Below are 13,076 nucleotides of genomic sequence, written 5' to 3'. Positions count from 1 at the left end.
CGCCGGGTTCGACGCGGAACACCGCGAGGCCGCGCTCCACATGTCCGTCCGGCAGCAGCCGCATCACGCCGTCGGTGCCGGCGAAGCCGGTCGGGTTGGTGAGGACCGCGGTGGTATAGCCGCCCTCATGCGCGGCCAGCACCGCGATCGCCGCGGCGTCGAACGCGACCTTGTCGATCGAGGGCGGCTTGCCGCCGCCATAGGTCGCCTCGAATTTCTGTTCGAAGGGAAGGCCGGCGGCGGGATCGGGCGCGGCATAGAGCGCGCCGCGCAGCGCATCGTGCGTGGCCATCGCCTTCGCCTTGCTGGCCCAGAGCGCCGGGCCGAGCAGCTGCACCTGCGGCGGGCCGGCCTCGTAATAGGGCAGGAAGGTCTGCAGTTCGGCCAGATCCTCGCCGGTCGCGCCGAGCAGGAGCGCATCGAAGGGGGGCGGCGGCACCGGCTCGGTGCGCAGCTTGTCGGCGAGGCGCCGGCCGGCCGCATTGTCCTGGTCGCGGGCGGCGCGGATCCGGGCCATCAGTCCGGCGCCGCGGCTGTCGAATTGCGAGATGCTGCGGGTCGTCGCGTTCAGGCTGGCAAAGGAGGCGGAGTAATAGCCGATGCGCGGTGGCGGCGTGCCGAGACGCGCCGCGGTCTGGCGCAGGGCGGCGGCCATGAGCCGGCCGAACTGGCCTTCCGGCAGGATCGCGGCCGTGCGGGTGCGCCCGCTCTCGATCGCGTAGGACACGACCCGGCTGACCTGCTGGTCCGGCGAGATGCCCATCGGCCAGACGCCGGGTTGCGCGATGCTGTTGTCGTTGGTGAAGGCCAGGACATTGACGCCCGCGGCCTGGGCGATCGGCGCAACGGCCTGGGTCTCGCCCTTGGTGAGCGGGCCGAGGATGAGGCCGGCGCCATCATTGATCGCGGCATGCGCGGCGGCGGCGGCGCCCGAGGGCGTGCCGCCGGTGTTCTCGATGTCGAGTCGCGGCGCGCCATGGGCGGAAAAGGCGAGCTTGACGGATTGCTCGATCGACCGGCCGATCCCGGCATAGGGCCCGCTGAGCGGCACCAGAAGCGCCACGGGGCCGTGCCGCTGGCCCAGATCGGGGCTGGTCATGCCCTGGGCCGTCCCCCCGACGTTCGAGACCGGGGGGGACGTCACGGTGCTGCATCCCGCCAGCGCCAGGGCCGCCAAGGTTGCCAATACCAGTGTCACAGGCGTTAATGTCCGGCGTGACATCCGAAACTCCTTCCTCATCATCCGACGCGCTCTCCCGCCGGCAACCCGATCTTGTGCTGGTTTCCACGCCAATCGGCAACCTCGGCGATCTGTCGCCGCGCGCGGTCGGGGCGCTGCGCGACGCCGACATGATATTGTGCGAGGATACAAGGGTTACAGCGTCCCTGCTGGCCCAGCACGGCATCGTCACGAAACTGCAGTCGTTCCATGATCATAACGAGGAATCGCGGACCGCGTCGCTGATCGCGATGATGCAGGACGGGCGGCGGCTGGCGCTGGTCAGCGATGCCGGCGCGCCGCTGATCGCCGATCCCGGATACCGTCTGGTGCGCGCCGCCATCGAGGCGGGGCTCGCGGTCAGCGCCGTGCCGGGGCCGAATGCCGCGCTCATGGCGCTGGCGCTGTCCGGCCTGCCGCCGCATCCCTTCCTGTTCAATGGCTTCCTGCCGCCGCGCGCGGCCGCTCGGCGCAGCGCGCTGCAGCGGGTGGTCGCCGCCGAGCATGCCGGACTGTCGGCGACGCTGGTCTTCTACGAGGCGCCTCACCGGCTGGCCGCCTGCCTTGAGGACTGTCTGGCCGTGCTTGGCGACCGCCCCGCCGCCGTGGGGCGGGAGCTGACGAAGCGATTCGAGGAGGTGCGGCGCGGCGGGCTCGCGGCGCTCGCGGCGCATTACGCGGCCCATGAGGCGCGCGGCGAGATCACGCTGGTGATCGGGCCGGCGCCGCAGACGAGCGCTTCGGAGGAGGAGCTGGACGAGGCGCTCGGCGAGGCCCTCGCGCGGATGACGATCAGGGATGCCGCGGCCTTCGTGGCGCGGGAACTCGACCTGCCGCGCAAGCAGGTCTATGCGCGCGCGCTCAGCCTGAAGGCGGGCTCACCGTGAGCCGGAGCAGTTCCGGATGGAACAGGTAAGGCACCGCATACAGGATCGCGACACCCAGGTTCACGACGAGCAGCAGGGCGATCGCCTTCCACCAGTTGGTCTTGAGGCCGGTGCGCAGGATGAAGGCCTGCAGCCATAGCATGTAGGCCCCGATCAGGCCGGCGGACATCGCGAGCGCGGCCGGCAGGCCGACGCCCATCGACACCAGCCCGTCATTGACCACCATGGCGGCCGGGATGAGCACGAAGATGATCCAGATCGACCAGTTGAGCGCCGTGCTGGTGGTCAGCCAGCGTTCCCGCCGGCCGAGCCGCCGCGCGGCGAACTCGACGATCACCGGCTGGAGCAGGACGCCGCAGAGGCGGGAGAGCATCAGCGACGCGGCATAGACCCAGTATCCGCGCAGGCCGAGCAGGGCGGCGCCGACCAGCGGAAACGCGATGAGGGGCGCGATCGATGCGGAAAACGCGGCCGGGGTGTTGCGGAATTCCCGGAACGCCTCGACCCGCCCGAGTGCCAGGCCGACCAGACCGCGCAGCGTGCCGAGGACCGAGGTGGCGAAGCCGTCGTTGCCGTTCATCGGAACACGCGGTCCAGGATCCGGCCGTAGATTTCGGCCAGCGCGCGCAACTCGCTCACCGGCACGGCCTCGTCCACCCGGTGCATCGAGGTGCCGACCAGGCCGAATTCGGCGACGGGGCAGTGCGCGGCGATGAAGCGGGCATCCGACGTGCCGCCGCCGGTGTCGAGCTTCGGCGTGATGCCGGTCACCGCCGCCACCGCCTCGCTGAACAGCGTGGTCACGGGGCCGGGTTCGGTCAGGAAGGCCTCGCCGCTGATGCCGATGTCGCAGGCGGCGCCGGGGGCGTGGCGGGCCACGGTATCGCGGATCCAGGCGGCGAGATCGGGGCCGGTGTGGCGGTCGTTGAAACGGATGTTCAGCCGGGCCGAGGCGCTCGCCGGGATCACGTTGCCGGCCTTGTTTCCGGTATCGACGCTGGTGATCTGCAGCGATGAGGGCTCGAACCACGCGGTTCCCTCGTCCAGCGTCGTGGCGCGCAGGGCTTCGAGTGCCGGAATCAGGCGATGGAGCGGATTGTCGGCCAGATGGGGATAGGCGACATGGCCTTGCACGCCGCGAACCGTCACATGCGCCGAAATCGAGCCGCGCCGGCCGATCTTGATCGTGTCGCCGAGCCGGGCGCGGCAGGTCGGCTCGCCGACCAGGCAGAATTCCGGCAGGGAACCGGAGGCGGCGAGATGGTCGAGAATGCGCCGGGTGCCGTCCACGGCATCGCCTTCCTCATCGCCGGTGATGAGGAGCGAGATCGTGCCTGCATGATTTGCCGGGCGGGCGGCGAGGGCGGCGACGAAGGCGGCGATGGCGCCCTTCATGTCGACCGCGCCGCGTCCGAACAGCAGGCCGTCCTCGATGACGGCCGCGAAGGGGTCGTGGCGCCACCCCTCGCCCGGCGGCACGACGTCGGTATGGCCGGCAAAGCCGAAATGCGGGCTGCCTGAGCCGCGGCGTGCGACGAGGTTGCTCACCTCGCCGAAGCGCAGCCATTCGATCGAGAAACCCAGGGCGTCCAGCGCCCTCGCGAGAACGGTCTGGGCGCCATCGTCCTCGGGGGTGACCGAGCGGCTGCGCAGCAGGTCCCGCGCGAGGGGAACGGGATCGGCCTCGGTCACGCCCGCAGCAACTCGTTGATCGCGGTCTTCGACCGTGTCTGGGTGTCGACCCGCTTGACGATCACGGCGCAGGCGAGGGACGGGCCCGGAGTTCCGTCCGGCAGCGGCTTGCCGGGCATGGTGCCCGGCACGACGACGGAATAGGCCGGCACGCGGCCATAGATCACTTCGCCGGTCGTCCGGTCGACGATTCGGGTGGAGGCGCCGAGGAACACGCCCATGGAGAGCACGGCGCCGCGCTCCACGATCACGCCTTCGGCAACTTCGGAGCGGGCGCCGATGAAGCAGTCGTCCTCGATGATCACGGGGTTGGCCTGCAGCGGCTCGAGCACGCCGCCGATTCCCACGCCGCCGCTGATGTGGCAGTTGCGGCCAACCTGCGCGCAGGAGCCCACCGTGGACCAGGTATCGATCATCGTGTCCTCGCCGACCCGGGCGCCGACATTGATGAAACAGGGCATCAGCACGGTATTGCGGCCGACATGCGCCGAATGGCGGACGACGGCGCCCGGCACCGCGCGGATGCCGGCGGCGGCGAAGCGCGCATCGTCCCAGTCGCCGAACTTCATCGGGACCTTGTCGAACACGGGCGCGCCGCCGGCGCCCGGCATGGTGCGGTTGGGCAGCAGGCGGAAGGACATGAGGATCGCCTGCTTGAGCCATTGATGGACGACCCAGCCGCCCGGGCCGGGCTCGGCAACCCTCAGTTCGCCCCGATCGAGACGGGCGAGCGCATCGCTGACGGCCTCCCGGTCGGATCCCTGATAGGCCGGACTGAGCTGGTCGCGGCGTTCCCAGGCGGCGGTGACGGCGGCGGCGAGTTGCGTGTGGTCCATCGGCAGGCGTTCCGTATCTTGTGTGGGCGCGACCATGCTGAGCAGGGTCGCGCCTGTCAATCCGGTGGTAATCCGTTGTTTACCTGATCCTGCGAAAACGCATCCATGACGAATCGGGCAGATTTTTCGACGGACTCGTATGCGAATGCCGGTTCGGCAGGCGGCGGAAATGCGGAGCGCTTCGACCGCCTGGTGCGCATGATCGAAAGCCTGGCCGGATTGCCGGATGCGACGACCGCCGGCTCGGCCGCCTGCGCCCTGCTGGCGGCGGAATTCGCCGATTCGGGCGTCTGTGTTGTCGCTCGTCCGGTCCCGCCGCTGACGGGAGCCGAGACCGTTCTGGCCGATTACCCCTACGGCATTGGCCTTGCCGACATGCCGGGGGGCGAATCGATCACCATTCCGGTCGATCTCGGCAACGTGACGGCCGGACGATCGGTCAGCGCCGCGCTCCTGGCATGGCGCAGCCCGGGAGACAGGCGGTTCACCGCAGCGGAAACGGAACTTCTGACCGCGATCGGCCCGCATCTGCGCACGCTCGTCGTGCGCCTGCTCGATGTCGCCGGTGGTGGCAAGCGTAATGCGCTCGACCCCGAAACGGGCTTGTGGCCGTTGCCGAGCTTTCTTGCGCAGGCCGATCGGCGGTTTGACCGGCTCGATATCGAGGAGCGGGTTGGCACCATGTTCGCCATTGGCTGGGTAAAGTCGGGCGGCGCGACCGGCTCCGAGGCGTCGTCGGCGGTCATTCGCGAATCGGCCGAAACGCTGCGTGACATGCTGCGGCCGAGCGACCTGATCGGCCGGATCGGGCCGACCCGGCTTGCCGCCTGGTGTGACGGCGTCGATCACCTGATTGCGGCCGAGCGAGGCGACCGGATCGTGGCAAGGCTTGATGCGATGCTGGCCGGCACCGGCCGTCATGCGGCCATCGGCATCGCGTCGCGCTGGGCGCGTTCGGGCGACGATCCAGCCACCGTGCTTGCCAATGCCCGCGCCGGACTTGAACAGGCACGGCTCACTTCGGCGGCGACAGGCCGGCCAGTGGTGCGGATTTGGCAATCCGAAATTTCCTAGTGTCCCGAATCTGAAATCCATCGGATTTCAGATTCAAAGTAGACGCTAGGAAAATCAATGATTTAGTGGCCTGCTTGTCCCTGAAATTCACCCATGAATTTCAGGGACAGGACGCTGGAGCATCATCTCCGTCAGCGGGTGGTCGGCGGGGCGCTGGCTTTTTTCGATGTTCGAGCGAGATAGCGCGCGATGTTGGCGCGCTGTTTGGCGAAGGTCCGGGCAAATACATGGCCTCCCTTGCCTGTCGCGACGAAGAACAGCGCGTCGGTCTCGGCGGGGTGAAGCACGGCGCGGATCGCTGCGAGACCCGGCGCGCAGATCGGCCCCGGCGGCAGGCCGTGGTGGCGATAGGTATTGTAGGGACTCGCGGTCGATAAATCGTGGTCGTCGACGCGGTGGGTGAGGGCGGTCGACCGGCCATGGGTGACGGCGAAGATCACTGTCGGGTCGGCCTGGAGCATCATGCCCTTGCCCAGCCGGTTCTCGTAGACCCCGGCGATTTTTGGCAGTTCCGCGGGAAGCGGCGTCTCCAGTTGCACGATCGAGGCGAGAATGAGCGCCTGCCGCGGGGATTGCAGCGGCAGGCCCTGGGCGCGTGATGCCCAGGCTTTCGCCAGCGCGGCTCGCATCGCCGTCTGCATGCGTGCAATGATGGCGGCTCGCCTTGTGCCGTAGGTATAATCATAGGTCTGCGGCAGCACGCTGCCCTCGGGCGGCGGTGCCACGTGGCCGGTGGCGTCCGGCAGGGCGTTGATGATGTCGGCGATCTGCACCGAAGTCAGACCTTCGGGGATGGTTGCCTTGTGTTCCACTTCCGGCGCGAAGCGCAGCGTGCGCAGCACCGAACGCAGGCTGCCATGATCGATGAAACGGAATTCGCCGGAGCGGATCGGCCCTTGCCGGCTGGTGAGGAACGCCGCCACCTCGAAGATCAGGGGTGTGCGGATAACCTTCTTCCGCGCCAGCAGCCCGGCGACCTGCCTTGTGCTGCCGGGCGGGATGTAGATGTCGGCGGAGGCCGGGAGTGGGCCCGGGCCATCATAGGCCTGGTCGACGGCCATGCGGCCCAGCTGCAGCAGCACCAGAACGGTGAGCAGCAGGAGGATGAGGCGCCCGCTTCCCCGCATGCCCGCCGGGGCCAGGCTCAGCCTGGCTTGCGGAACAGGATCGAGGCGTTGGTGCCGCCGAAGCCGAAGCTGTTGGACAACACGATATCGATCTTGCGCTGCTGGGCGGTATGGGCGACGCGGTCGATCACGCTGGCGCGGCTCGGCTCGTCGAGATTGAGGGTTGGCGGGGCGATGCCGTCGCGCAGGGCGAGGATCGAGAAGATCGCCTCCACCGCGCCGGCGGCGCCGAGCAGGTGGCCGGTCGCCGATTTGGTCGAGGACATCGCCACGGTCTTCGCTGCGTCGCCGAACAGGTTTTCCACGGCTTCGAGTTCGAGGTCGTCGCCCATCGGGGTCGAGGTGCCGTGCGCGTTGATGTAGTCGACATCCGCCGGCGTGAGGCCGCCGGATTTCAACGCCGCTTTCATCGCACGGAAGGCGCCGTCGTGATGCGGTGCGGGGGCGGTGATGTGGTGCGCGTCGCCGGACATGCCGTAGCCCGCGATCTCGGCGTAGATTTTGGCGCCGCGCTTCTTGGCGTGTTCGTATTCCTCGAGGAACAGCACGCCAGCGCCTTCGCCCATGACGAACCCGTCGCGGTCCTTGTCCCACGGGCGGGAGGCGGCCTTCGGATTGTCGTTGAACGCGGTGGACAGGGCGCGTGAGGCGCAGAACCCGGCGATGCCGATTTCGCAGACGGCCCCTTCGGCGCCGCCGGCGAGCATGATGTCGGCATCGCCAAAGGCGATGAGCCGCGCGGCATCGCCGACAGCGTGAACGCCCGTGGCGCAGGCGGTGACCGCGGAATGGTTCGGCCCCTTGAGCCCGAACCGGATCGAGACGTGCCCCGACACGAGATTCACCAGGGCGGACGGAATGAAGAAGGGCGAAAGCCGGCGGGCCCGGCCCTCATGCACCATGACGGACGCTTCGTAGATGGTCTGCAGGCCGCCGATGCCGGAGCCGATCATCACGCCGGCGGCGCAACGCTCTTCTTCGGTCTCGGGTGTCCAGCCCGAATCCTCCATTGCCTCGACGGCCGCGGCCATGCCGAGATGGATGAAGCGGTCCATCTTCTTCTGTTCCTTGGGCGGAACCCACTCATTGAGGTCGAATCCGCCATCCGCCCGCGATCCCGCGGGCAGTTCGCCCGCGACCTTGCAGGGCAGCTCCGCCGGGTCGAACCCGGTTATCGGACCGATGCCCGATTCGCCGGCGACCAGACGCCGCCAGACATGCTCGACCCCGACCCCGAGCGGGCTCGCGATCCCCATGCCTGTCACCACGACCCGACGCATGTTCATGTCCCGTCCGCTACCCGACTTATTCGGCTTTCTTTTTCTCGATATAGTCGATGGCGTCCTTCACGGTGCCGATCTTTTCGGCGGCGTCCTCGGGGATTTCCACGCCGAAGGCTTCCTCGAAGGCCATCACCAGTTCGACGGTGTCGAGGCTGTCCGCGCCCAGATCGTCGATGAAGGAGGCTTCCGGGGTCACCTTGGCTTCGTCCACGCCGAGATGCTCGACGACGATCTTCTTAACTTTTTCGGCGACTTCACTCATCGAATTCGTGCTCCTGTAGCGATTATCGATCGTTGGGCGGTTTGAACCGGCGGCGTCGACCATCCCGCCACCGGTCGAATGGATAGCATGCGTTGATCATGCCGCACGAGGCTGGCGTCATGATCGCTGCGAAAGTCCGGCGCGCTTAGCATGGTTCGCCCGGTCGCGCCAACCGCGGCTCAGATCATGGCCATGCCGCCATTCACGTGCAGCACCGCGCCGGTGACCCAGGCGGCCGCGTCGGAGGCGAGATAGGCGACGGAGGCTGCGATATCCTCCGGCTTGCCGAGGCGGCCGAGCGGGATCTTGTCCGCAAGCGAGGCACGCTGCGCCTCGTTCAGGGCATCGGTCATCGCCGTCTCGACGAAGCCGGGGGCGACGAGATTGACCGTGATGTTGCGCGAGGCGACTTCCTGCGCCATCGCTTTGGTCATGCCGATCAGGCCGGCCTTGGCGGCGGCGTAGTTCACCTGGCCCGGGTTGCCGGTGCTGCCGACGATGCTGCCGATATTGATGATCCGCCCGCTGCGGCGGCGCATCATCCCCTTCATGACGGCACGGGAGAGGCGGAACGGCGCGGCAAGGTCGACGTCCATCACGCTGGCCCAGGCCTCGTCCGACATGCGCAGCAGAAGGCCGTCGCGGGTCAGGCCGGCATTGTTCACCAGGATGTCGATGTGGCCGAGAGCCGATTCGGCCGCGGCGATCAGCGCGTCGGCGGCCTTCGGGTCGGACAGGTCGGCCGGGCAGACATGGGCGCGTTCGCCGAGTTCGGCGGCGAGCGCCGTGAGGTTTGCCTCGCGGGTGCCGGAGAGGGCGACGGCCGCGCCGAGGCCGTGCAGCGTGCGCGCAATCGCGGCGCCGATGCCGCCGGAGGCGCCGGTGACCAGCGCCGTGCGGCCTTCGAGCGAAAAGAGTTCAGCCGACATGCTTCGCCAACTCCTCGAGTTCGGCAGGTGTGCCGCAGGACAATGCTTCGGCGTCCGGCGCGATGCGCCGCGCGAGGCCGGAAAGCACCTTGCCCGCGCCGAGTTCGATGAAGCGGGTAACGCCGAGCGCGGTCATGGTGGCCACCGATTCGCGCCAGCGCACGGGTGCCGTCACCTGCTCGACGAGCTTGGCCACGATGTCCGCCGGGTCGGTCGCCTTGGCCGCGGTCACGTTGGCGATCAGCGGCACGACCGGGGCATTGACCGCAACACCCGCGAGCGCCTCGCGCATCGCCTCGGCCGCGGGGGCCATCAGCGCGCAATGGAAGGGGGCGGAGACCGGCAGTTTCAGGGCGCGCTTGACGCCGCGGCCACGGGCGATCTCGATCGCCCGGTCAACGGCGGTGGCGGTGCCGGAAATCACGACCTGGCCGCCGCCGTTGTCATTGGCGACGGAGACGACCTCGTGTCCGTCCGGACCTTCGGCGGCCTCGGTGCAGATCGATTCGGCGGCGTCGAGCTCGACGCCGAGCAGCGCGGCCATCGCCCCCAGGCCGGGCGGCACGGCCTTCTGCATCGCGTTGCCGCGGATCCTGAGCAGGCGGGCGGCATCGGCCAGGGCGAAGGTGCCGGCGGCGGCGAGCGCCGAATATTCGCCGAGCGAATGGCCGGCGACCACAGCCGCGCGGTCGGCAATGCGGATCCCTGCTTCCTTCTCGAGGCAGCGCAGCACCGCGATCGACATCGCCATCAGCGCCGGCTGGGCATTCTCGGTGAGGGTCAGTTCCTCGGCCGGTCCCTCGAACATCAGGCGGGAGAGTTTCTGCTTGAGAACCTCGTCCACTTCCTCGAACACCTCGCGCGCCGGCGCGAAGGCGGCCGCGAGGTCGCGCCCCATGCCCACGACCTGGCTGCCCTGTCCTGGAAAGATGAAGGCGTTTACCGCCATGCTCCGTTTCTCCTGTCGTGTCGGCGACGTGGCCGGCGGCGTTCCGCCCGTCCGGGCGGTCCCGTGTTTACATGCGCTGACGGAGGCGCGGGGTAGATGCAGCGCGCGCGCAAGTCAATCTTTCGTCAACCTCCCGGTATCCATTTGTTCAGAAATGCCGCTCGAACACCCGGATCACGTCGCCCGGCTCGATCAGGGCGGAGACCGGCGCGCGATATTCGCGGGGGGTGCCGCCGGTCACCCGGATCACGCCCACTTCCGATTCCGCCGCCCGATAGGTGAACCCGCCGGCAAGGGAGACGGCGGCCAGCACCGTCATGCCCGGTTCGAACGCATACTGGTCGGGCTTGTTCACCTCGCCGAGGATCGAGAACGGGCGATAGGCCTTCACCTCCACCGCCACGGCCGGATGGCGCAGGATGCCCTTCGCCACCAGCGCGCGCGCGATGGCGCGGCGCAGCGCCGCCGTGGTCCGGCCGGCGGCGCGCACCGGGCCGAGCAGCGGCAGGTCGATCATGCCGGAGGCGTCGACGAGGTAGGTTGCCGTGAGCTGCTTCTGGCCGAACACGACGACGCGCAGACGGTCGCCTGTGCCGAGCCGATAGCCTCCGGGCGGGGCGGGCGGCAGGGGCGGCAGGCCGCTCCAGGCCGCGCAGCCGGACAACAAAGCCGGTGCGGCGAGGGCGGACACGGCCGTGGCGAGCAGATGGCGACGTGTTTCGCGGCGGAATTTCGGCATCACATGCAACCCTCGCCAGAAAATAGGCAAAATATACAACTTAAAATTGACTTAATTTCGTGTCGCAGACAGAATGCACAGGCAAGGGTTGGCTTTGCAAACCGGGCGGGTTTCCGGTGAACAGGAATCGGTTCTGAAATGGACACCGCGGCAAAAGCGCGAGACCGGGTCAGGCAGATCGGGGGGACAGCCGATCCGATCGATGCATTGCGCGCCGTTCGCCGCCATTGGCGCCTTGCCGTGCTGGTCGCGCTTGGCCTGCCATTGCTGTCGCTCGGCGCGCTTTCGCGCATGCGGCCGGTATACACGGCGACCGGAACGCTTCTCTACAATCCAGTCGATTTCAACCCGAAGTTGCTACGCGGCGTGGTCGAGACGCGGCAGGTCACCGATGCGCTGATGGCCAGCCAGGCAGCCATTCTGAAGAGCCCGGCCGTGGTGGCGCGAGTCATCGACGGGCTCGATCTGGGCGCGAGCCCGGAATTCGACCCCGCGCGGCAGCGTCCCTCCCTGTTGCGGCGCTGGCTCGGCAGCGCCGGCCCGCCGCTTCCGGTTGCGCCGGACGCGTTGCGCGACGCCGTCACCGCCCGGTTTCACATCGACGTCCCGGCCGGTTCCCAGTTGATCAACGTATCCTTCACCGCCCACGATCCGGCGCTGGCCGCACGGGCGGCGAACGCCGCCATGGCCGCCTATCTCGCCAGGGAACGCCGCGAAAGTCTCGCGGTGCTGGATCGTGCTCAGGCCTGGCTCGGCCAGCGGGCAAAGGCGACGGCGCATCGGCTCGAGGCTCTGGATGTCGCGATCGCGCGCGAACGGGCGCGCAGCGGCACGGTGCGCGGCGGCGGTGCGGCGCCGCTGACGAACGAGGAGGCGGGGCAACTGACCGGCAGCCTTGCGGCCGCGCGGGCCGACCTTGCGGCCGCGCGGGCGCGTCTTGCGGCGTTGAATGGCGGCAGCGAGGCCGAAGCCGCGGCCGCCGTTGCGCCGGAGATCGCGCCGATGCGCGCGAGAGAGGCGGAACTGGCCGTGAAACTGCGCGCGCTCGGCAGCACCGAAGGGCCAAACTATCCCGATATCCGCGCGACGAAGCGCGCCCTCGCCGCATTGCGCGGCCAGATCGCGGCGGAGACGGGGCGGTTGATCACGGCGGACAGGATGCGCGCCGCCGCCGCGGCGGCGCGGGTGAAAAGTCTGAATGCGGAACTCGCGGCCGTGCGCGACCGGGCGGCGGCGCAGTCGGTCCGGGCGGCGCCGCTGGCCCGCCTCGAGGAAGAGCGCACGGCCGAAAGCGACCTGCTGCGCGCGCAGACCGAGCAGATCGGCACGCTCGAGAGCCATAGCGCGCTGACCCGGCCCGATGCGCGGATCATCGCCGCGGCCACCCGCCCGCTGCAGCCGAGCGGCCCGCGCAGCGCGGCGATCCTCTCCGGCGCGGTCCTGCTCGGGCTCTGCCTTGGCGTGCTGGCCGCTCTGCTGGCGGATTCGCTGAACGGAAGTTTCCGTTCCGGCGGGCAGGTCCGCGAGGCGCTGGAATTGCCCTGCATGGCATTGCTGCCCGAGGTCGGGCGGCGTGAGCGTCGTGGCCTGTCCGTGCCCGACTATGCGCGCCGTTACCCGTTTTCCGCCTTTGCCGAGCAGATCCGCGCGCTGCGAACCGGCCTCTGGCTTGCTCCCGGCGCCCCGCGCAGCCTGGCCGTCACGGCGGCGCGGCCGGGCGAGGGCAAGACGACGCTGGCGGTCAGCCTCGCCCTGTCGGTTGCGGCGAGCGGGGCGCGGGTTCTCGTGATCGACTGCGACATCCGGCAGCCGAGTTTCGACATGATCTTCGGGCTCGGCGGTCTGCCCGGACTGACCGACCACCTCGCCGGGCGAGCGACCCTGGAGGCCGCGATTCATCGACCGGCGCTGGAGGAGGGGGGCAGCCTGCCAGACGTGATGCCCGCCGGGGCCGTGGCGACCGAGGCGCTGGCTCTCTTCATGTCCGACCGGCTGGGCCGGTTGATGGCGGAACTGCACGGGCGCTACGATCTCGTGGTTCTCGATCTGCCGCCGGTCTTCGCCCTGGCGGAGGCGCAG

At 69.1% G+C, this 13,076-nt stretch carries 13 protein-coding genes; 3 read left to right on the top strand and 10 right to left on the bottom strand.

All coding sequences use genetic code 11. The annotated features are described in order from the left end of the window. Positions 1-1,144, bottom strand: a 1,144-nt coding sequence (locus APM_RS07195) for a penicillin-binding protein activator (protein WP_039888030.1), incomplete at its 3' end; no start/stop codon positions are given. A 62-nt stretch (positions 1,145-1,206) separates the two neighbouring features. Here APM_RS07195 and rsmI point away from each other — a divergent pair. Then, on the top strand, positions 1,207-2,106 hold the full coding sequence (rsmI, locus tag APM_RS07190; protein ID WP_007422693.1) for a 16S rRNA (cytidine(1402)-2'-O)-methyltransferase: 900 nt from the start codon (positions 1,207-1,209) through the stop codon (positions 2,104-2,106). On the opposite strand, the gene APM_RS07185 is transcribed toward rsmI, so the two are convergent. From APM_RS07185 to dapD, 3 genes are read right to left on the bottom strand one after another with little or no spacing between them, the layout of a single operon-like run. After that, positions 2,081-2,686, bottom strand: coding sequence for a hypothetical protein (locus APM_RS07185; protein ID WP_007422692.1), 606 nt, complete (start codon positions 2,684-2,686; stop codon positions 2,081-2,083). The genes rsmI and APM_RS07185 overlap by 26 nt on opposite strands. Continuing rightward, on the bottom strand, positions 2,683-3,798 hold the full coding sequence (gene dapE, locus APM_RS07180; RefSeq protein WP_007422691.1) for a succinyl-diaminopimelate desuccinylase: 1,116 nt from the start codon (positions 3,796-3,798) through the stop codon (positions 2,683-2,685). The genes APM_RS07185 and dapE overlap by 4 nt, the downstream gene beginning before the upstream one ends. Continuing rightward, a complete protein-coding gene (gene dapD / locus APM_RS07175) occupies positions 3,795-4,634 on the bottom strand; it encodes a 2,3,4,5-tetrahydropyridine-2,6-dicarboxylate N-succinyltransferase (RefSeq protein ID WP_007422690.1) in 840 nt (279 codons plus the stop codon). Before dapD ends, dapE begins: the two co-directional genes overlap by 4 nt. 105 nt (positions 4,635-4,739) lie before the next feature. On the opposite strand from dapD, the gene APM_RS07170 reads away from it, so the two are divergent. Then, positions 4,740-5,708: a diguanylate cyclase domain-containing protein gene (locus APM_RS07170; RefSeq protein WP_007422689.1), complete on the top strand. Its 969-nt coding sequence runs from the start codon at positions 4,740-4,742 to the stop codon at positions 5,706-5,708. 131 nt (positions 5,709-5,839) lie between these two features. Here APM_RS07170 and mltG read toward each other — a convergent pair whose 3' ends face one another. The 6 genes from mltG to APM_RS07140 form a co-directional block, all read right to left on the bottom strand. Further along, complete coding sequence (gene mltG, locus APM_RS07165) at positions 5,840-6,835, bottom strand: endolytic transglycosylase MltG (protein WP_007422688.1); 996 nt, start codon at positions 6,833-6,835, stop codon at positions 5,840-5,842. A 17-nt stretch (positions 6,836-6,852) separates the two neighbouring features. Then, positions 6,853-8,121 (bottom strand): beta-ketoacyl-ACP synthase II, encoded by a 1,269-nt coding sequence (gene fabF / locus APM_RS07160; protein ID WP_007422687.1) that lies wholly within the window; start codon positions 8,119-8,121, stop codon positions 6,853-6,855. A gap of 19 nt (positions 8,122-8,140) precedes the next feature. Then, the gene (locus tag APM_RS07155; protein ID WP_007422686.1) at positions 8,141-8,380 is read right to left on the bottom strand and encodes an acyl carrier protein; all 240 of its coding nucleotides are present in this window, start codon (positions 8,378-8,380) and stop codon (positions 8,141-8,143) included. Between the two features lie 179 nt (positions 8,381-8,559). Then, positions 8,560-9,309 (bottom strand): 3-oxoacyl-[acyl-carrier-protein] reductase, encoded by a 750-nt coding sequence (gene fabG / locus APM_RS07150; protein WP_007422685.1) that lies wholly within the window; start codon positions 9,307-9,309, stop codon positions 8,560-8,562. Further along, entirely contained in the window at positions 9,299-10,258 is a 960-nt protein-coding gene (gene fabD / locus APM_RS07145; protein WP_007422684.1) for an ACP S-malonyltransferase, read from the bottom strand. The genes fabG and fabD overlap by 11 nt, the downstream gene beginning before the upstream one ends. Positions 10,259-10,406: 148 nt before the next feature. After that, complete coding sequence (locus APM_RS07140) at positions 10,407-10,997, bottom strand: polysaccharide biosynthesis/export family protein (protein ID WP_007422683.1); 591 nt, start codon at positions 10,995-10,997, stop codon at positions 10,407-10,409. Between the two features lie 138 nt (positions 10,998-11,135). On the opposite strand from APM_RS07140, the gene APM_RS07135 reads away from it, so the two are divergent. Continuing rightward, on the top strand, positions 11,136-13,076 hold a 1,941-nt coding region (locus tag APM_RS07135; protein ID WP_007422682.1), incomplete at its 3' end, for a polysaccharide biosynthesis tyrosine autokinase.

This window comes from Acidiphilium sp. PM, from assembly GCF_000219295.1.
Lineage (GTDB): Bacteria > Pseudomonadota > Alphaproteobacteria > Acetobacterales > Acetobacteraceae > Acidiphilium > Acidiphilium multivorum.
The sequence above is the reverse complement of the archived record's forward strand: the minus strand, read 5'-3'. Positions and strand labels throughout refer to the sequence as shown.

Coding starts and splice junctions, on each gene's coding strand:
- rsmI (WP_007422693.1), top strand. CDS start 1,207: ATGTCCGGCGTGACATCCGAAACTCCTTCCTCATCATCCGACGCGCTC.
- APM_RS07185 (WP_007422692.1), bottom strand. CDS start 2,686: ATGAACGGCAACGACGGCTTCGCCACCTCGGTCCTCGGCACGCTGCGC.
- dapD (WP_007422690.1), bottom strand. CDS start 4,634: ATGGACCACACGCAACTCGCCGCCGCCGTCACCGCCGCCTGGGAACGC.
- APM_RS07170 (WP_007422689.1), top strand. CDS start 4,740: ATGACGAATCGGGCAGATTTTTCGACGGACTCGTATGCGAATGCCGGT.
- mltG (WP_007422688.1), bottom strand. CDS start 6,835: ATGCGGGGAAGCGGGCGCCTCATCCTCCTGCTGCTCACCGTTCTGGTG.
- fabF (WP_007422687.1), bottom strand. CDS start 8,121: ATGAACATGCGTCGGGTCGTGGTGACAGGCATGGGGATCGCGAGCCCG.
- APM_RS07155 (WP_007422686.1), bottom strand. CDS start 8,380: ATGAGTGAAGTCGCCGAAAAAGTTAAGAAGATCGTCGTCGAGCATCTC.
- fabG (WP_007422685.1), bottom strand. CDS start 9,309: ATGTCGGCTGAACTCTTTTCGCTCGAAGGCCGCACGGCGCTGGTCACC.
- fabD (WP_007422684.1), bottom strand. CDS start 10,258: ATGGCGGTAAACGCCTTCATCTTTCCAGGACAGGGCAGCCAGGTCGTG.
- APM_RS07140 (WP_007422683.1), bottom strand. CDS start 10,997: ATGCCGAAATTCCGCCGCGAAACACGTCGCCATCTGCTCGCCACGGCC.